Source organism: Leptospira kanakyensis, from assembly GCF_004769235.1.
GTDB lineage: Bacteria > Spirochaetota > Leptospiria > Leptospirales > Leptospiraceae > Leptospira_A > Leptospira_A kanakyensis.
Window position 1 is genome coordinate 18,300 of record NZ_RQFG01000022.1, and the last position, 19,456, is coordinate 37,755.

The following is a 19,456-nucleotide window of genomic DNA, read 5'->3' on the forward strand; positions in this document are numbered from 1 at the left end:
ATTGATCCTCGTACAGTCGTTTTTATCAATATCATCGGATGTTTGTTGATGTCCGGAGGTCTGTGGTTTGCAGCAAGGGGGTATTTTCAAAGATTACGTTTTGTAAAAGACTGGTCAATGGCAACTTTGATACAAGCGTTGGGATGGATTGTAATGGGAGCACTACGAGGCATTATCCCCGATTGGATTTCTATCAGCATTGGAAATACACTGATTTTACTTTCCTTGGTATATTCAAATAATATAATTCTTGTTATGTTCGATAAAAAACCGATGTGGAAATTAGGTACTTTATCTGTCATTGTTACGTTAATTCTCCTGATATTACATCAGTTTTCAGATTTTGCCCCTAAGTATAGGATTTCGATCATTTCTTTTGCATCCAGTTTGCCGTTGCTTTTGTCTTCAAAAACTATTTTAGGTGCTAATCGACAGGCTCGGTTATCCAGTCGTTTTGCAGCATTTTTCTTTTTGTCATGTGGAATATTTTTATTCATCCGTTTTTTGTATTATACATTTTTTGAAGTTTCTGTTGCGCAAATTGCATTTGGTAAAGGACCCATTCAGGACATTACTTATTTATTTTTTTATGTAACCTCTGTGATGATGACATTTGGTTTTTTGATGATGTGCATAGATATCTTTATTAAAGATAAAGAGGAAAGTGAACAAAAGTATAGGTTACTTGCCGAAAACACCACAGATGTGATTTGGGTTTTGAACTATGACGAACAAAAATATCTCTATGTTAGCCCCTCGGTTATCAACATCACTGGATTCTCTTCAGAAGAAGTAATTACACATACTTTACAAGATTCACTAACATCTGCTTCTCTCCAATATGTTTGGGAGGTTTTACCCAAACGAATCCAGGAATTTAAAGAAACGGGTGAAAGGATACCGTTTAGCGATGAAGTAGAACAATATTGTAAAGACGGTTCAACAAAATGGATAGAAGCAAATACTGTATTCCAATGGAATCCTAACGGTACAATTAATATCCTTGGAGTATCTAGAAATATTGATAAACGTAAAAAAGCGGAGATAGAAAAAGACAAATTTTATTCCGAATTGCAGTTGTTAAATCATACGAAAGATAAATTTTTTTCTATCATCGCTCATGATTTAAAAGGACCGATTGGTGGAATGAACACCTTTGCGGGAATGATTTTAGAAGATTTGGATACGAGACCTCTAAAACGTACAAAAAACGACCTCAGCATACTTTTCCAATCTTCCGGCGAAGTGTATGTATTGTTAGAAAACTTACTTACTTGGGCTCGCGCTCAAACAGGTGAGATTTCATTTTTTCCAGAATCTATTTCTTTGTTTCGATCAATTGAGTCTTCCATTGCATCTGCATCTTTTTCAATTCAGAACAAATCAATTGTAGTAAAAAATTCGTTAGATCCTAATGTTTCGGTGTATGCAGATGAAAAGATGGTTGAAACTATACTGCGAAATCTAATTTCCAATGCAGTGAAATATTCTCATCCCGGCGGAGAAATTCGTATTTCCTCGGAAACTATAATGGATGATGTGCAAATTGTTATCGAAGACTTTGGTACCGGTATGACAGAAGAGATTAAAAACAATTTGTTTCGTATCGATGCAAAACAAAAAAGTATGCCTGGTACGATCGGAGAAAGAGGTACAGCACTTGGTTTGATTTTATGTAAAGAGTTTATTGAAAAACATGGCGGCAGTATTCATGTGGAAAGCTATTTAGGTAAGGGGTCTCGTTTTTATTTTACCTTACCTAAAGAATCAAGTGTTCTTATTCGGGGATAACTTTCGTTCCCGACGTTACTGCATCACCTGGATATAATATCACAGACTCTCCTTCGTTAAGCCCAGTTTTGATCATACTGATGCCCTCACTCTGATTTTCTACTTCAACAAATCGTAATCGTGCTTTCTTTTTTTCCACGGTAAACACTGCCCATTTTTCATCTTCGCGAAATAATGCTGAGGTAGGTATTACGATTACATTTGGTTTTTCAAATAAAATTATTTTACATTCTAATTCATAACCATCGCCAATATCTGAGGGTGGATCAAATTTAATAGAAATGGGTACACGTTGTTCTTCTACTCCCAAAGAAGAAATTTTTGTTATCGCAGATGGCTCAATATTAGATATAGATCCTTCTAAAACATTTTCACCAAAACCTGTGATTAAGGTTTTATCGTTTATATCTAGATCAGGCATATCTTCTGATAGAATAAATGCCGATATTTCTATTTTTCTCAAATCCCCATAGTCCAAAATTTTTTCACCCATTGTCACAGGTCCTGCACTTTCTCGATACACTTTTAGAATTTGCCCATCGGAACTTGATTTTACAGTTTTAACGACGTCCCAATCAACTGTAAGTAGAGTGTTCCCTTTTTTAATTCTGTCTCCTGCATGGAGTTCAACACGACGCATAACGCCATTTACAGGAGCGTAAGCAGTATAAAGTTCTTTGATTTTTGTTTTCCCTTGGACTGAGAGGATTTGTTGGTAAACACCTTTTTTAACAATCGCTATTTCAACTGGTTTGGGATCTTTTCTTAAAATTAAAAAAGAAATAACTAAAAACAAAATAACCCCAATGATAATTTTAGTATTTTTTGTTTTTAATAATTCCAGAATTGATTCTTTAGTCATGTCATTCTCTCACTTTTAATACACTTAATAAGTCCATAGTTTTTAATTTTCTATATACAATCACAAAACTGATCAGGGCAGTGGTTATTGCCAAAAGAATTGAATAGTAGTAAGTTGAAGGATAAATGACGGCTGGAACCTTGAATCCTTCTGTTTCGTTACTATTTAATATCAGATTTGCTAATTGGTTCCCAAAAAAACAACCTACGGGAATGGCTATCAGTATTTGCCAAATGAGCTCCCAAGCGATAATTTCAAAAACTTCCTTTAAGGTAAAACCTAATATTCGTAAACTTCCCAACTCATAAATTCGTTCGGATAAAGTGATCATCGCAGTATTGTAAATCACACCAATGGAAATAATAATTGTAAATATTAAAATAATGATAGAAGTCGATTGTAGTGATCTTTGCATCACTTCTTTGAAACCATTTAGGATTGCGGATTTTGAATATAAGCCGATGACTAATGAATTGTCTTTAAACTCTTGGATTAAATTTTTATCTTCCTCAGGATCTGTTTTTAGTAGAGCTGTATTGATTAAGTTTCCTTCGTTTAAAATTCGATTGAGATTTGCCCTGTTGATAAAAACACCCTGGCCCAGAATTTCATTGGCAAACGCAGAAACTACAACAGGAATTTTTCTTTTTTCGCCATCCAGAGTTTCAATGGTAATGGTTTCTCCTCTTTTGATTCCCATTTTCAATGCTAGGTCGGTATTCATCATGATTCCGTACACGGGAATATCAATTGGTTGTAAATTTTGATTTAAGATTCGTCTTAGTTCTGATCCTTCTGATATCCCTGTTAGAATGCTATCTTTTGTTTTTCTATCCTTTGTGATTTTGATTGGAATGGATCTTTGTCCTTCTGCCAAAAATACACCTTTCTTTTCTTTGATATCGAATAGAATGGAATCATCTACCGGGATTCGAAACACTAAAGTCAGAGTTTCTCTTTGAATGGTATTAAATTGTAAATCTAATAATGTACCTACAGTATCTTGGATGAAGTTTCCAATAATCATAATCATGATCGAAGTCGATAAACCTAAAATTGTGAGAATCGTTCGAGTCGGACGTTTAAATAGATTTCTTAGAACCATTCGATGGATTGTTCTAAGATTAGTAATCCAACCTTCCCAAAAAGAGATAGTGTAAGCGCCGGGTGGAGCAGGTCGCATAGCTTGTGCTGGATCTAGTTGGATGATACTTCGTAAAGAAATAAAAGTCCCAATCCCGCCAATTAAAATTCCAAAACCAATACTGAATAGGGCTAAAAGTGGAGGAAAAATAGGAAGTAATTGTGGGAATTTATAGAACCTTCCGTACAGTTCAGTGAGTCCGTTCCCTAGAAAATAACCAATTGAAACTCCGGCAACACTGCTAACTGCTGTTATGCAGGTAATTAATTTTAAATAGTGAATGATAATGTCTTTGGAACCATAACCCAATGCACGTAAGGTTGCAATTTGTTCTCTTTCTTTTGAAATCAATCGGTTCGATATGATATGTAATAAAAAAGCGGCAATGGCTAAAAAGATTCCAGGTAAAAAAACAGCTGTCGTTTTAAGTTGCCTAAATTCATCGTTTAAAAAAGAATCTGATGGCAATCGTTTGCGTTCTTTGGCACCAGATCCTCCAAACTCATCTAAGATAACGTCCAAGTCTTTTATTGTTCTTAATCTTTCTTCGCCTTCGGATGCAAAATGGAAAACTACTTGGTTAAAGGCGCCTTCGAAATTGAAATTAGCCTCCATCGCTTCCCGTTTCATCCAGATGATTCCATAGTGTTTGTCATCAGGCATAGGGTTTCCTGGACGGAAAACATATACAAATTCAGGAGACAAACCAACGCCCGTTACATGGAGGAAAACACGTTTTCCTCCAATGATGGATGATAAAACAGAACCTGGCCCTAAATTGTTGGCAACAGCAAAATTTTCACTAATGATCACATCCTCGTTTTGTTTGGGTAAAAAGCCGTTTTTTAGGTATAAAGTGTTAATATGTTTTGGCAATGAAACTAATTGTGCAGCGGATGGATAAACTTCGCCTTCCAAATCCAAAACAATTTCTTTGGAAATTCTAGTTTCGAATTTGGATATTCCTGGGAGAGAAACAATTTTGGATTCAATGTAAGAAGGTGCTCTGTTCAAATATACAAAACCTTCACATAGGTTTTGTTTGGTGTAAAAATTTAATTTGGCATCTAATAAAGAAAAATATGCCGCCCAGGACGCAGAAAAATAACTAATCCCTGCCGCAATTACTAGTCCAACGGTTAATCCTTGCATGGAGATCGATTTAAGATCTCGAAGTAACTTTAGATTTAAAGTTTTCCCAATCACCAACTAACCTCAGATACTGGTTTTTTGTGTGCATTTAAGGAATCAGAGATAACCGTTCCATCTTTCACTAAAATGATTCTATCTGCAATTTGAGCAATGGATTCGTTATGAGTAATGACAATGGTTGTTGTTCCTAATTCCTTGTTGATACCTGTGATTGCTTCTAAAACAATACGTCCAGTTTTAAAATCAAGTGCACCTGTTGGTTCATCACAAAGTAATAACTCAGGTTTTTTTGCGATAGCCCTTGCAATGGCAACTCTTTGTTGTTCTCCACCAGAAAGTTGGGCAGGGAAATGGTTTTTTCTCTCTGCCATTTTTACTAGTGTTAACGCTTCCAACGGACTCATTGATTTATCAGAGAGATCCGTCACCAAACGAACATTTTCTTCAGAAGTAAGACTTGGGATTAAATTATAAAATTGAAAAACAAAACCAACATGATTCCGTCTGTAGAGAGTGAGGCCTTCATCATTTTCTAAGGTTAATGTTTTGCCATGGAACAAAACCTCACCAGTACTTGCAGTATCTAGTCCCCCTAAGATATTAAGAAGAGTTGATTTTCCTGAACCAGAAGCGCCTAACATTACAGTCAACTCACCTTCATTAAATGTTAAATTTACCGAATGCAGTGCCACTAATGGAACTTCACCAACTTGGTAAGTTTTACCAAGATTTTTAGTTTGAAGGAGAATTTTGGATTTTTTCATTTTAAAATTTCCAGATAAAAATTAAAAACTCTTAAAACTACAAATTTGCCATTTGGATTGGATTCTGTGAACTGAAAATTCTGCCCTTTTTTGAATCGATGGATTGATCTTTCTCAATCCCGAAAGAAGATTGAAACTACTTTTGTTTTCGAAGTGAACCCCGATATTATTTCTATATTTTTTTTTGGAACTTTGAAGTGTTTTGCAAGTTGTGCGATCAATTCTTCGTTGGCTTTCCCATCAACTGGAGGAGACTTTAGTCGGACAATACATTCTGTTTCAGTAATAAAGTCGATGCCTGGATTTTTATTGTTTGGTTTTACCTTTACTGTTAATTTCATAAAATCTTAATTCAAATGATTCGTTCTCTAAACCAATAGGATTTTTTTGGGCGCCTCGAATCCGTTTGGTGAACGATATTTTTTAGAGAAACGATCCCGCTCTCCGCTCCAATCTTTCGCATTCGCGAAAGGATTTCCGCTACGATCGGTGGCGCTGGAACAAAGTCTAAGCAAGTTGCTCATATTGTAAACAAATTCAAATGAATTTTGATTGAATCTTATCTATTTAAAATGGTTGTTAGGTGAAATAAATTAGAATTCGACTTGCTGGACAGAAAGAGACTAAAATCATTCTCTTTGATTAAATCATTTAGATAGATCCATCTAAATAAAATTTGATGTAGAGGGTAGGGATGTCGGTTCAAAAAAATCTATTAGATATTTTATGGGTTCTAGTTTGTTCGGGACTTGTATTGATGATGCAAGGTGGTTTTTTAGTATTAGAATCTGGACTAACACGCGCTAAAAATTCAATTAACGTTGCCATTAAAAACATAGCTGACTTTGGGGTTGCCACTCTTCTATTTTATTTATTCGGATTTGGAATTATGTTTGGATTTTCCTTTCATGGTTTGTTTGGAACCGATTTATTTTTACCTAGTTTTCCCAAAGACAATGCTTGGCCTCCTACTTTCTTTTTGTTTCAACTCATGTTTTGCGGAACTTCTTCTACTATTGTTTCTGGTGCCGTCGCAGAACGTTTAAAATTTCCATCGTATCTTCTCGCAACAGCTCTTATTTCTGGAATCATCTATCCTGTTGTAGGTCATTGGGTTTGGGGAGGAACGTTTGTTGAATCCTCAAGTGGTTGGTTGGAACAATTGGGATTTCATGACTTTGCTGGATCCACACAAGTACATAGTGTTGGAGGTTGGGTTTCTTTAGCGCTTCTTCTTGTTGTCGGACCGCGTTTAGGCAGATTTAAAGATGGTGAACCATCCACCGTGACTGGAAGTAATCTTCCATTGGCTATGCTCGGTGGAATTATACTTTGGTTTGGATGGATGGGTTTTAATGGTGGGAGTACCCTCGCGTTTAATGGCTCTGTTCCGATAGTGATACTAAATACCATCATTGCATCAGGGTTTTCCATGATGGTTGCTTTGTTTTTGACTTGGATTGTCAAAGGATACCCAGAAGCAATCTCACCATTAAACGGATCTTTGGCGGGCCTTGTAGCCATCACTGCTAGTGCGGATTGTGTAGATCCAAAACAAGCCGCAATGATTGGTATGATTGCTGGTGGACTTACCATTCCAGCAGAGAAGTTACTTTTAAGATGGAAAATTGATGATGCGGTTGGTGCAGTTCCAGTACATCTGGTTGGTGGGCTTTGGGGAACACTAGCAGTTGGTATTTTTGGAGATGTGGAAACCTTGGGGATGAGTAGCGGAAGATTGGATTTTATCTTAATCCAAGTTTTGGGTTCTTTCGTGGTAGGTATTTTTTCCTTTGGAGTCTCTTACATTATTTTTAAAGGGATAAACCGGATTTATCGACTGCGGGTGGATGAAACGGAAGAAAGGATGGGTTTGAATATATCTGAACATAAAGCAACAACGGAACTTATTGATTTATTTTTATCAATGGACTACCAACATAAAACGGGTGATTTAACTTTAGATGTTCCCGTAGAACCCTTTACGGAAGTGGGGCAAATTGCAGAACGATACAATCTGGTATTGGGTAAGGTGCGTTCTACCTTAAAAGAAAACGAAGATTCCCGAATCGAAATTGCCAATGCATACGAAAAAGTAAGAAATGAACAAGAACGAGCCGAGAAACTATTGTTAAATGTTTTACCAAAGGCAATTGCCGAAGAACTAAAAGAAAAACAAGGCCTAATTGCCAATAGTTATCCCGAAGTATCTGTGATATTTGCTGACATTGTTGGTTTCACCAAAATTTCATCCGGTATGAAACCAGAAGCTGTAGTTCGAATTCTAAACGAAATTTTTTCATACTTTGATGTTTTGGCTGAAAAGTATAAATTAGAAAAAATTAAAACAATTGGTGATGCTTATATGGCTGTTGCTGGTTTGCCAACTCCAGATCAATTTCATTCTTTACTTGCAGCACATATGGCATGGGACATGAAATCATTACTTTCAAGGTTACGACTTGGAAAAAGTGGACATAAACTCAGTATGCGTATTGGAATCAATACGGGACCTGTAGTGGCAGGTGTGATTGGGACCAAAAAATTCATTTATGATATTTGGGGTGATGCTGTGAATTTAGCATCGCGAATGGAATCACATGGACTACCGAATGAAATTCAAATTACTGAATCAACTGCGAATTTAATCCAATCCGATTTTGAATTGGAGGAAAGGGGAGAAATCGAAGTCAAAGGGAAAGGCAAAATTAAAACCTTTCTCGTCAAACAAAGGATACGTGAACCAGAGGATAGTTTGCCTTACTTCCAATTTGCTACATAGAAAGAACCTAAAGTAACAGAGGATAATAAAAGATGGATGATGAATGGGTCAGGCAATTCTGCCCAATCCATTTTTTATTATTAAATGATCGATAGCTGTACTAAAATAATTAGTCATATATGACTGTATAAATTATTTTAGCTCGATAATTCTTCATATACGGATAATTAACAACTTATATATAATATAGCATATATGATAATTTATTGCTTGATTTAAGTATAACCAATCATATACTACTATTTAAAATGGACTGGTCGGACAAAAATTTATATGAAATTTTGGAAAAGATTGGAACTTCCCTAAAAGGAAGGCGAGTCCAGATGGAACTTTCACAAGAAGAATTATCTTCGAAAAGTGGAGTTTCAGCTTCCTCCATTGCTCGCTTAGAAACGGGAAAAGGAAATATCTCCTTACTCAATTTACTTTCTCTTCTGAAAGAATTAGATTTATTAAACGAGTTTCAACTTACATTCAGAGACTCTAATCTTTCATTGGCACTCCTTGCGAAATCGAAATCCAAAAAACCTAGACAAAGAGTTCGAAAGCAAAAATCACCTAACAAAAACAAGGAATGGGTTTGGGGGAATCAGAATGACTGAACCTGTGACCTTAGCAAAAGTATATCTTTGGGGTAGTCTCGTTGGATATGTTTCGTGGAACGAAGAAGGAAACTTTGCATCTTTTGAGTATGATAATGAATTTCTAAATGCGCCTGTTGAACCTTCTCCCATTCTAATGCCAAAAAGTCGGGCACTCTATACATTTCGTAATCTAAGTATTGATACATTCAAAGGTCTACCGGGTATGCTCGCTGATTCCCTTCCCGATAAATTCGGAAATGCTTTGATTGATGCCTGGCTTTCAGCAATGAGAAGGGATATAAAATCATTCAACCCAGTGGAAAGGTTGTGTTATATTGGAGAACGTGGAATGGGTGCCTTAGAATTTAAACCGGCAACCTATAAATTAAAAACCAAAAATGTTCCTATTGAGATTGCTGAAATGGTTCATTTGGCATCAGAAATTCTAAATCATCGAAAAACATTTTCAACAAAATTAAAAGTTACAAATCCAAAAGGTCTGAATGAATCATTGACGAGTTTACTTACGATTGGCACTTCTGCAGGAGGTGCAAGAGCCAAATGTATCATTGCTTACAATGAAAAAACAAGAGAAGTTCGATCTGGACAAGTTAAAACTACAGATGACTTCTCCTATTGGATTCTGAAATTAGATGGAGTCCAAAACAACAAAGACAAAGAACTAAATGACCCACAAGGTTTCGGTAATATTGAGTATGCTTACTACCGCATGGCGTTAGATTGTGGAATTCAAATGATGGAATCAAGGTTACTAGAAGAAAACAATCGTTATCATTTTATGACCAAACGTTTTGACAGAGATCAGGGCGGTGAAAAACTACATATGCAATCTCTTTGCGCCATAGCCCATTATGATTTTAATATGGCAGGTGCTCATAGTTATGAACAGACCATGGATATCATTCGAAAAGTGGTTGGGGAGAATACAAGGGCAACGTTAGAAGAACAATTTAGAAGAGCTATATTTAATGTTATTGCGCGTAACCAAGACGACCATACAAAAAACATAGCTTTCTTAATGGACAAACATGGAAACTGGAAATTGTCACCAGCATTTGATATGACCTATAGCTACAATCCCAATGGGCAATGGACAAACCGACACCAGATGAGTATCAATGGAAAACGTGAAAAGTTTCTCAATGATGATTTGGTTCAATTGGGCAAAAAAGCCGATTTAAAAAACTTTCAAATCAAAGCCATCATTGAACAAACAAAAGAAGTTGTTTCGCAGTGGAAAAAATATGCTGCCGAAGCAAACGTTACTCCAGCTCTACAAAAAGAAATTAAAAAGAATCTGACAATATAAACTTCCACGGATTCATCTTATCTGATAAAAACAGTAGCTTCTTCGATTTAGATCCAAAGATGACAACATCAGATTCAACTTCCGAGAATATAGATTATGTCGCATAACAGGTGACAGGTGCTTGAGTGTACTCGTACATCCTTTACAGTTTTGTTTCTATACATACTTTACAAAAAGGATCACAGAAATTCCGATTCAGACGGTAATGAGGATGGCATTGGATTTTTAAAATGCAACAATTTCCCCTTAACGTATATAAGTCGATCACGCCAAGACATACTCCATAAAAATGGATCTTTACATGCCTCTCTGAGATTTCCTCTAAACCAACTTCTTTGTCGACTTTCGCTGATGGTCAGCAGGTAAAGAATTTTGAATTCCTTCTGGAAGTATAAAAAGGATATTAAAACTTAATTAACTGACCGGACTTCTTTGGTTTACAATCTATGGAAATGGAAAGCAAACAAATATCGCATGTTCTTCCTTTCCCCGCAAGATCAAAATAAAAATAAATGGATTCTGCACATCTTTGCTTCGCCGCCTCTCCTGTTTCTTCATCATTAGGGAAAAAATCTCCATTACAAGACAACACAAAGAAGGATAAATAAATAATTTTATTTCTAATTTCCATAAAAACTTCCTGCAGTATTCGGACTCTCACCATCATGTTTTTGAGTACTATTGCTCACCTTGGAATGCCCACTTTCGTCCTTATTGACCATTGGATTCCCATCCACATACATCATTCGATTCGTTCCTTCTGACTTGGTTGGGAAGTATCAAGGCATCAAATTATTAAAAATTGATCAGCTGTTCAGAATTCTTATGATTACAAAATCTTAGAATCGCTACTAAACATAAATCACAATCTCGACCTTTTGTTTGTTGAGAATTATATGCGAGTAACGATTCAGCACATCTTTGCTTCGCCGCCTCTCCCGTTTCTTCATCGTTAGGGAAAAAATTTCCAGTACAAGAATATAAATTGATTAAACAGAGAATAAATAAAAATCTAAAAACCACCATACATTCCTCCTGAAGTCATATTAGAGAAACCATTTTTAGCAAATCCAACTGGTCGCATTACACATCTTTCTCGGTTTCAAGCAAACATTTTTTTTCGAAGTTTATAAGTTCATTGATTTGTTTATCCGTTGGTGGATTAATTTGCTCTGTTTTTTCAAGAGTTCAGCCTTCTACTGTTGTAAGAAAAAGCCTTCACCTTGAAGGTCACCACAATAACAATTACGGAAGAATTGTTTCTCATATAAAATCTAATTAATTTCAAAGTTTGTCTTAGAGAATTCTATGAGACTTACCTTATTCAAAAATCCTAATATTCGCGATGTGGATTTTAAGACGAAACATCTTTACTTGTAGTGATATTCATGGTGTTTGAATTCAAAATCACTTAAATAAAAAATAAATTGCCTAAAGAGGTATAGTTCTCAATTTGCATTAAAAGTTTTTAAGAAACAATATGCAAGAGATCAAAATCAACGTAACTAAAAACCTACATAGAGATTCTATTATTACTGGATTCGAAAGAATTTTGTTCGAACGAGATTGTTTGGGTAACCTCTGGATTGGTTCCTGGAACCAAAGTCCTATACTTTATAAAAATGATGGAGTAGAAATTACTCGTTATGAATTCCCCATTGGAATTTACCTAGCAAGCGATAATCCTTTCCACTCCAATCCGGATACCGTTTCATTCGGGACTTCTAATTCGGTGATTTATTTCAACGATGATAAGTTTTTTAACTTACCTTCTCCAAAATTAACAAATTCCGCACCTTATCAAATATTAAATATTGGTTTATATACTTATGTAATATTTGCAAACACAAGTGGAAGAAAACAAATCCATAAATGGGATGGAACACATTGGGAAATATTAAACTCAAAACTAGAATTTCAAAACCTGCGGAATCTAAATCAAATCAGTAACAACAGAATTTTAGTTACTGAAAATAATCTAGAAACAGCTTACATTCTAAATTTAGAAGGAAACTTTATATCGGAATTTTCAACCAGTGGAACTCCGATGAATGTGAAAATCAACTCCGATAAAATCTTTTTATATTCCGATTCAAAGTTAGAAGTAAGAAACAAAGATGGAGAATTAAAACATATATTAGATTTATATGATGAGACAATGAAATCTTATTTTGGATCTTATTTAGAATTTCTAGATATTTCCATTGATGACCATTCAAACCTTACTTTACTCCTCAAAGAACGAAACAAAACCCCATCAAAAAAACACTTATTAAATTTTAATTTAGATACACTGACCTTAACACAACACCCCTTGTATCATAAAATCACCCCTGATTTAAATGTTCTAAGATTTGAAAAAGACAATTCAGGAGACCTCTGGTTTAAAATTTTCGGAAATCACTATTCGGAATCATTTTATATTATCAATCAAGAATTAGCGTCATGAAACAAAATACAAAACTAAACTTACAAAAAGCAGATTTTTACTCTGGGAACCTAAAAGAAATCATCATGGATCGGATGCTGGTATTTCAATCTCAGCGCGATACTTTTCAGAAGGCAGTTGAAAAAACTAAAAACAAACTAGACCAAAGTTTTTTAAAAGACTTCGAATCTATGTATGGTTTCAAACCTGGACAAGAAATTTTAGAATGGGAAAATTTAAAAAAAGCTTATAAATCCATTATGTATGAAGTAGCGGATGTTTGGAATATGATCGATCACCACTCCGCCGAAGAAGAAGAAATGGAGGAAAATGAAGAAGGTGGTTTTGAATATGCTATCTCTTCTACAGAAAGATTAATCAAAATAAAGGATCCTGAAGAGGTTCTTTCTTGGTTAGTTGGTACTTATAGCGGGCTTATGTTTTTATTCAATGGTTCTTATGCTTTTGCCTCTGACGGTGGTGGCGATACCTGTTGGATCAATCTATTACCAAATGAAAAGGAATCCATAGAAGTAAACCATTACAACCATGAGATCGGAGTTTTAGAAAATTTACCTTATTATTCGATCAGCCATTTTATTGCAGATAATTGGACAAACGAAACTAACGAAAGTTATGATGACGAAGAAGATGAGGAATTTGAAGAAATAAATTCAGACAAAAAAGAAAAAGAACCAATTTTAGTATCCAAAATTAAAGATAGTTTGATTCGATCCTTCGAAAAGGAAGCTACTAAAATTTATGAGAACAAACCTATCTATCATAATTCATTAGATATGTTTGAAAGATCAGCATGGTTACTCGGGCATAGTTATGGTGACCCCGCCTATGCATTTACCGAAAAATTAGCAGATGCACCCTCTTATACTACTTGGGAAGAGGAAAAACCAGAAATCAAAAAATATCCAAACTTGGCTGCTTATTGGATCATCCACCACTTCTATCTCAAAAATGACGATGCATGTAGAGAGACCATCAAACTTGCAACTAAATCGAAAGGGAAAATTATCCCAACACTTAGTAAACATATACTTGGGTATTTGGATGGAAACTTAAAAACTCTATTTAATGTTCCATCCGAAAAAGTAGAAAAAATTAGAACCCAAACATTTGGTAATGCCGATCCAAAACAAATTGAACCAAAAAACGTCCAGTTATATAACGATAGTTTAGGGTTATCGAATCTCAAAACCATTTCCAAAAAAGAGTTAGAATCTAGAATGAAAACAGATTCAGACCTCTTTCAATTAATAGAAGATTATCCAGATGATGTGACAACACATGATACCATTCTAAAAGAAATATCCAAAAAAGATCCTAACCTAAAAAGAGTCATTGAAGACTATTTTAGAGAACGAATGGATAGTGCTTATAATACTTGGCCTTACAATCCAGAAAAATTAGAAAAACGACTTTCTACTGTGATCAATGCAGCCTTTCGACAAGGGTTGAAGTATGATGCAGACAATAAAAAAGCTTTTTGTGGAATCACAAAAACTATCGGCATGTTGGATGATGACAAAGCTATGATCTCCCTAAGGGAAGCGGTTCATAAACTCAAACAAGATGACCCAAGAATGGAATACGTTGTAGAGGCTTTAATCAATAGTGATCATAAAGAATCCAGATCCGTATTAGCTGATGCAGCATGGCGTACTTTCGAGACCCTTGACAATGTAAAAGAAATCAATCAAAAGGTTCAAAAAGAAGGCCCTACATTAAATAACATGTTCACCGCCTACACTCATTTGAACGAAGCCTTACAAGAAAGAATTCTAACTTTAGATGAAGTCTCTGTTGAATTAATTAAAAAACTTTTTACTTATCGTGACCATTTTAAATACTTTGGAATGAGTGTAGGAAATGCTTTTGCTGTATGTGCTCATTTAGGTTTAAATGAACATATTGGAATCATTGAGGATTATTTAAAAAAGAGTTTTCAAATCAAAGGGAAAGATAAGGGCTCCTATTTAGAATTACGTCTAATCATTAATATCTCCGAAGCCGCCATTGCTTGGGCGAAAATGGAGCCAGAAAAAGCAAAACCAGAACTCTCCAAATTTTTTACAGAAGCTGATAAATCCAATGATCCGGGAATTGCGATTGACCTAAAGGCATGTTATGTGGCAGGTCTATTGTTTTTGGAACCAGATAACAAAGAGTATTTGAATTTCGCGGAAAGGATTCTTGGAAACAAAGGAGATCAGATCCGAGTTTATGGAATCATCCGTTGTATTAAAAAGAAAAAAATTGTCAAACTCAAAGACTATCTTTGGTATCATATCTATGCTGATCCAAATCCTATGGTAGATTACTCTTGGAGTTATATTGAAGTAGAGGCTAGGAGCGCTTGGGAAACACTCACTGGTACAGAGGCACCTAAATTTGATGATTCCGATGAGTATGCTTCCGCACTTTCCAAAAAGAAAACCTTGTTACCAGAGGCAATCCTCCATCCAGAAAAGTATAGCATCCAACATGTATTCGAAAAAATTCAAGAGAGCAAATATAAACATGAGGATGTTGTGCGTTATGGAGGTCCGTGGCTTGTTGAATCTCTAAGATATTCCTTGGATGAATATAAATATTCGGGTTCTTACGACCGTTGGGAGGCCATCAAAGCCCTATTCATTCAAGGTCGAGGAGTGTATCCATATTTTATAGAAATTTTCAATCTACCTTACGTAGCTCCCTCTTGGAAGGCTTATCTATTACAATTCATGCGAGTTATGGAACCCGAGTCGATCAAATGGAATCAGATTTTTAAAATGGATTCAAATACAATCAAAACACAATTGGAAAATCCAAGTCCTGAATGGTATGTATGGCAAGATTTACTTGCGGCTCGCCTTTTTTTGTTAGATGGAGAATCTTCTTTTGAAATTATTTCGCAAGTGATCAAAAATCGATTAGATATGACAAATCATGAATCATACGATTCCAGTATCTATGAAGAAAGTTTAGGACTGCGGCTACCACTTCTCCTGCGATGGTTTGGGAAAAAAGGAGATGATTTGATCCAAAAACATTGGAAAGAAACAAAACCAAATTCAGAAACACGTACAATGTTTGATTTGGCAGCCAGACGAAAATTAGAAAATCAAATTCCAACAATGCCAAAGATAGAAGAACCGGGCATTTTACTCACCTTTTATCCGGAACACAGAGAATATAGTTGGCATACATGGATTCATATGACTCCCGATGTAGTTAGGTTCGGAACCAATGAGTTTCATTTACATTCTGTATTACCTGATTCCAAAACAGAATCGAGTATCACTTCCGCAGGAGAACATTTGGAAATGATCTGGAAAATGGCATTTACTTTAGGTTATACGGTTTCTAAGAAAAAACCTAAAACAAAGAAGTAATAACGAAAAAAGTCCCCATCAGCTTTTATATTAAGTTTTGGGGATTTTATAACCTTTACCCTTTCCCAACGGACTTTGCATATTCACTAGGGGAAACTTTTTTGAATGCCTTAAATGCTAAATTAAAATTGGCTTTGGAGTTAAAACCTACTTGGTAAGCCAGTGATAACAAATTGGCCTTTGGATTTCCTTCAATCAATTGACAAACCTCTGCAATACGATATTCGTTCACCAATCGATTAAAATTCATACCAAGGTAAGCATTGATATATTCACTTAGTTGGTAATCTTTGATTCCTAGTTTTTCAGCAAGGTTAGCTAAATTCAAATCTTCTTCGCGATACACAAAATCTACAGTGAGTAGAGTATCCAAGTCATGTTTCAATTTTTCCAAATTTAAATTTAGAATTCGAGAAGTTCGATAGGACTGACGAAGTTCTGGCAATAGATCCTTAAACAACTGATGGTTGATTTCCGTTCCAATAAAAGCCACAACTGCCATCAGTGTAGCAAGTCCCGCTGTAAAATAAATTCCTGTATGCCAACGAAGAAACGTACTCAGAAAGATGAAACTGGCAAAAGTAATATTACCTTTCAGAATCATTCCCAAAACTTGTACTCCTAGTTTTGCTTCCTTATTGGGATTCCGATAAAGAATCATTCTATATTGGTAAATCATCCAAACAAAAGTACCCACCCAGTAAACACATCCGATCGCAGAAATCATTTCTGGAATAGAAAAGGGAGCTCCCGCAAAACTTTTGTTCATCGATTGTACGAGAAGATGAGGAGTCGTCCATTGCATGAGAAGAAGTAGAAGCACTACGATAAAAGTTGGATACAATCGTTTCAATCCACCAAAAGGAATGGGTTCTGAACTGAGAAATTGTTCGATCGTGTACTGCATACTCCCAGGGATCAAAAAAATAATAGGAACGTAACCATGATTCAAAATGGCTGTTTCGAATTCATAACCAACATACAAACGATAAGCGTAAATGATCAGAATCCCACCAGAGAAAGCAGCAATCATGGCAAAGGGAAATCCTTTAGAATCCTTCTCTTTCACTAGGATACCGATTCCTAAAATGAAATGATACCAGGCCCCAAACTGGAGCCATGAACCAAAAAACTCGAACATGTTGCAAAATTCGGACAAAATGCACGCATCCGTCAACCCTTTGGAGGCTTTCCGTACAAAGAATTAGTACAAAATCATGATATTAGACCTAAAAAATCGTCCAAAATCGCCATCTTAGACGCCAATTAGGCGTATTCATGGTAAATTTGAGTCAATTCAGAGGCGAATTATGAAAAAGCAAAAAATCTATCGTCTGCTTTTGCCACTTGGGGTCTTCCTTCTTGTGGCTTGCGGGCAAAATGGAAACCAAAACAAAGAAGGTAACGCAGCCGTACTCGGTGTGTTAAACGGAACAAACTTCAGTGACTCAGCAACACCGGAAGCCCTCCAGTTAAGTAATGCGGCAAATACAAGAGATATCAAATCTGCATTTGCAAAAGAAAATGATGGAAGTTTCACATTTAACGACAACATCTCCTACCTCAGTAATGATGGTGTCAAAATTACAGGGAACCTCTTCATTCCAAAATCAGGAACAGGCCCCTTCCCTGCTGTAATCTTTGTAAACAGTTGGGCACTCAATGAGTATGAATACATTGTACCGGCAGCTAAACTTGCAAAAAAAGGATATGTAGTATTCAGTTACAACACAAGAGGTTTCGGAACATCTGGTGGACTGATTAACGTTGCAGGACCAAAAGATATGGAAGACCTTTCCAAAGGAATTGACTTCTTACTCGCAAATGCTCCTGTAAATCCGGCAAACATTGGTATTGCGGGAATTTCTTATGGTGCCGGTATCTCTCTTCTTGGGCTTAGCAAAGAACCTAGAATCAAAACAGCTGTTGCGATGAGTGGTTGGGGAAGTTTGCCAGATTCACTTTATGGAAACCAAACACCAAGACTTGTCTGGGGATTACTACTTGTCACTGCAGGTTATATCACAGGAAGAATGGATCCAGTCATTGCTGAAAACTTTGGGAAACTTCTTGATACAAGAGATGTAGCAACTGTTTTGGGATGGGCGAGCGAAAGATCACCTAACAGTGCGGTAAATGCATTAAATGCGGCAGGAAAACCGGTCTACATTTCTAATAACTCACAAGACAATCTTTTCCAACCAAACCAAATCCTTCCTTACTTTGAACAACTCACAGTACCTAAAAAATTAGATTTGAATAATGGAATTCATGCCACTGCTGAAGTAGGCGGAATTCTTGGTCTTGATAATTATGTTTGGACCAATGCTTATGACTGGTTTGATTATTGGTTGAAGGGAGTTCAAAATGGAATCATGACTAAACCGAAAGTTTCCATTCAAAAACGGTTTTCTTCATCCAGAGTTACCTACTATGCTTGGCCCAATCCAAATAAAGTTGAACGAACTTACCATTTGAGACCTATGGGAATTCTTAGCCCTGGTAAAATCACAACCACTGCGAATACAACAAACGGCAACGATACCATTCTTTCTGGTGGAACCAGTGCTACAACCGGTGTCCCTCTTCTTTCAGAAATTTTGGACGGAGCAGTATCTGTTCCTGTAACAACCAATGTCAATTTGATTGATCGCACCAATGCAATGGTTTATATTTCTGACCCATTGACAAGTGTCCTCAAAATACGCGGGCGTACTTTTTACAAAGGACGAATCAATAGTTCAGACACAGCACCTCATGTTGTGGTCTATCTATATGAAGTTGACTTTTGGGGAACGGGCAAACTGATCTCTCATGGAACAGCAACCTTATTTGGTGTAAAAGGAAAAGATACAGATTTGAATGTTGATTTACAAGCAGTAGCTCATGACTTTCCAGTAGGAAGTCGCCTTGCACTTGCGATTGACAACATTGATCCAATGTATGCAGTCCCAAAACCTGTTTCTTTATACACAACGACGTTTAAACACAGTACCTCTACAGCATCCACTCTTCGTTTTGAAAGTGAATGATCGAAGTACATACGTAGACTTGAATTGTCACCATATTCACCTATAAATCGTTAGATAACTTATGGGGAGAGGATTTCCTCTCCCTTTTTTCTAAAAAATATATAAATTCTAACGCCCCGGATAGTAGCGGAAATCCTTTCGCCAAAGCGAAAGATTGCAGCGGATAGCCGGAAATGGCGCCCCACTCTTTTCATT

General features: G+C 36.1%; 13 protein-coding genes and 1 pseudogene. 7 read left to right on the top strand and 7 right to left on the bottom strand.

Annotated features, from left to right (window positions below):
• Nucleotides 1–48: 48 nt before the first annotated feature.
• Entirely contained in the window at nucleotides 49–1,791 is a 1,743-nt protein-coding gene (locus tag EHQ16_RS19175; RefSeq protein ID WP_135631817.1) for a sensor histidine kinase, read from the top strand.
• On the opposite strand, the gene EHQ16_RS19180 is transcribed toward EHQ16_RS19175, so the two are convergent.
• The 4 genes from EHQ16_RS19180 to EHQ16_RS19195 all read right to left on the bottom strand — a co-directional run bounded on the left by EHQ16_RS19180 (nucleotide 1,778) and on the right by EHQ16_RS19195 (nucleotide 6,054).
• Nucleotides 1,778–2,653 (bottom strand): efflux RND transporter periplasmic adaptor subunit, encoded by an 876-nt coding sequence (locus EHQ16_RS19180; protein ID WP_135631781.1) that lies wholly within the window; start codon nucleotides 2,651–2,653, stop codon nucleotides 1,778–1,780. The genes EHQ16_RS19175 and EHQ16_RS19180 overlap by 14 nt on opposite strands.
• A 1-nt stretch (nucleotide 2,654) precedes the next feature.
• A complete protein-coding gene (locus tag EHQ16_RS19185) occupies nucleotides 2,655–5,003 on the bottom strand; it encodes an ABC transporter permease (protein ID WP_244242159.1) in 2,349 nt (782 codons plus the stop codon).
• Nucleotides 5,000–5,713 (bottom strand): ABC transporter ATP-binding protein, encoded by a 714-nt coding sequence (locus EHQ16_RS19190; RefSeq protein ID WP_135631779.1) that lies wholly within the window; start codon nucleotides 5,711–5,713, stop codon nucleotides 5,000–5,002. Before EHQ16_RS19190 ends, EHQ16_RS19185 begins: the two co-directional genes overlap by 4 nt.
• Before the next feature lie 113 nt (nucleotides 5,714–5,826).
• The gene (locus tag EHQ16_RS19195) at nucleotides 5,827–6,054 is read right to left on the bottom strand and encodes a DUF167 domain-containing protein (RefSeq protein WP_135631778.1); all 228 of its coding nucleotides are present in this window, start codon (nucleotides 6,052–6,054) and stop codon (nucleotides 5,827–5,829) included.
• A gap of 353 nt (nucleotides 6,055–6,407) precedes the next feature.
• Between EHQ16_RS19195 and amt the strand changes: the two genes are divergently transcribed.
• From amt to EHQ16_RS19210, 3 genes are all read left to right on the top strand, one after another.
• Nucleotides 6,408–8,495 (top strand): ammonium transporter, encoded by a 2,088-nt coding sequence (amt, locus tag EHQ16_RS19200; RefSeq protein ID WP_135631777.1) that lies wholly within the window; start codon nucleotides 6,408–6,410, stop codon nucleotides 8,493–8,495.
• 248 nt (nucleotides 8,496–8,743) lie between these two features.
• Nucleotides 8,744–9,097 (top strand): helix-turn-helix domain-containing protein, encoded by a 354-nt coding sequence (locus EHQ16_RS19205; protein WP_135631776.1) that lies wholly within the window; start codon nucleotides 8,744–8,746, stop codon nucleotides 9,095–9,097.
• Nucleotides 9,090–10,409, top strand: a complete 1,320-nt coding sequence (locus EHQ16_RS19210; protein WP_135631775.1) for a type II toxin-antitoxin system HipA family toxin — start codon at nucleotides 9,090–9,092, stop codon at nucleotides 10,407–10,409. The genes EHQ16_RS19205 and EHQ16_RS19210 overlap by 8 nt, the downstream gene beginning before the upstream one ends.
• Before the next feature lie 179 nt (nucleotides 10,410–10,588).
• Here the strand turns inward: EHQ16_RS19210 and EHQ16_RS19690 are convergent.
• Both EHQ16_RS19690 and EHQ16_RS19215 read right to left on the bottom strand, forming a co-directional pair.
• Nucleotides 10,589–10,761: pseudogene (locus EHQ16_RS19690) on the bottom strand (IS481 family transposase); the annotation flags it as partial.
• Between the two features lie 51 nt (nucleotides 10,762–10,812).
• The gene (locus EHQ16_RS19215) at nucleotides 10,813–11,040 is read right to left on the bottom strand and encodes a hypothetical protein (protein WP_135631774.1); all 228 of its coding nucleotides are present in this window, start codon (nucleotides 11,038–11,040) and stop codon (nucleotides 10,813–10,815) included.
• Between the two features lie 849 nt (nucleotides 11,041–11,889).
• On the opposite strand from EHQ16_RS19215, the gene EHQ16_RS19220 reads away from it, so the two are divergent.
• Nucleotides 11,890–12,858 (top strand): hypothetical protein, encoded by a 969-nt coding sequence (locus EHQ16_RS19220; RefSeq protein ID WP_135631773.1) that lies wholly within the window; start codon nucleotides 11,890–11,892, stop codon nucleotides 12,856–12,858.
• Nucleotides 12,855–16,229 carry a hypothetical protein gene (locus EHQ16_RS19225; protein ID WP_135638921.1) on the top strand — a complete coding sequence of 1,125 codons (3,375 nt, stop codon included), beginning with the start codon at nucleotides 12,855–12,857 and terminating at the stop codon, nucleotides 16,227–16,229. Before EHQ16_RS19220 ends, EHQ16_RS19225 begins: the two co-directional genes overlap by 4 nt.
• A gap of 55 nt (nucleotides 16,230–16,284) precedes the next feature.
• On the opposite strand, the gene EHQ16_RS19230 is transcribed toward EHQ16_RS19225, so the two are convergent.
• A complete protein-coding gene (locus EHQ16_RS19230) occupies nucleotides 16,285–17,370 on the bottom strand; it encodes a helix-turn-helix domain-containing protein (protein ID WP_135631816.1) in 1,086 nt (361 codons plus the stop codon).
• A 169-nt stretch (nucleotides 17,371–17,539) separates the two neighbouring features.
• On the opposite strand from EHQ16_RS19230, the gene EHQ16_RS19235 reads away from it, so the two are divergent.
• A complete protein-coding gene (locus tag EHQ16_RS19235; RefSeq protein ID WP_135631815.1) occupies nucleotides 17,540–19,261 on the top strand; it encodes an alpha/beta fold hydrolase in 1,722 nt (573 codons plus the stop codon).
• The last annotated feature ends 195 nt before the right edge of the window (nucleotides 19,262–19,456 follow it).

Excerpts from the sequence above, each read along its gene's own strand:
- EHQ16_RS19175 (WP_135631817.1), top strand. The coding sequence starts at position 49 with ATGTCCGGAGGTCTGTGGTTTGCAGCAAGGGGGTATTTTCAAAGATTA.
- EHQ16_RS19180 (WP_135631781.1), bottom strand. The coding sequence starts at position 2,653 with ATGACTAAAGAATCAATTCTGGAATTATTAAAAACAAAAAATACTAAA.
- EHQ16_RS19190 (WP_135631779.1), bottom strand. The coding sequence starts at position 5,713 with ATGAAAAAATCCAAAATTCTCCTTCAAACTAAAAATCTTGGTAAAACT.
- EHQ16_RS19195 (WP_135631778.1), bottom strand. The coding sequence starts at position 6,054 with ATGAAATTAACAGTAAAGGTAAAACCAAACAATAAAAATCCAGGCATC.
- amt (WP_135631777.1), top strand. The coding sequence starts at position 6,408 with ATGTCGGTTCAAAAAAATCTATTAGATATTTTATGGGTTCTAGTTTGT.
- EHQ16_RS19205 (WP_135631776.1), top strand. The coding sequence starts at position 8,744 with ATGGACTGGTCGGACAAAAATTTATATGAAATTTTGGAAAAGATTGGA.
- EHQ16_RS19210 (WP_135631775.1), top strand. The coding sequence starts at position 9,090 with ATGACTGAACCTGTGACCTTAGCAAAAGTATATCTTTGGGGTAGTCTC.
- EHQ16_RS19215 (WP_135631774.1), bottom strand. The coding sequence starts at position 11,040 with ATGGAAATTAGAAATAAAATTATTTATTTATCCTTCTTTGTGTTGTCT.
- EHQ16_RS19220 (WP_135631773.1), top strand. The coding sequence starts at position 11,890 with ATGCAAGAGATCAAAATCAACGTAACTAAAAACCTACATAGAGATTCT.
- EHQ16_RS19225 (WP_135638921.1), top strand. The coding sequence starts at position 12,855 with ATGAAACAAAATACAAAACTAAACTTACAAAAAGCAGATTTTTACTCT.
- EHQ16_RS19230 (WP_135631816.1), bottom strand. The coding sequence starts at position 17,370 with ATGTTCGAGTTTTTTGGTTCATGGCTCCAGTTTGGGGCCTGGTATCAT.
- EHQ16_RS19235 (WP_135631815.1), top strand. The coding sequence starts at position 17,540 with ATGAAAAAGCAAAAAATCTATCGTCTGCTTTTGCCACTTGGGGTCTTC.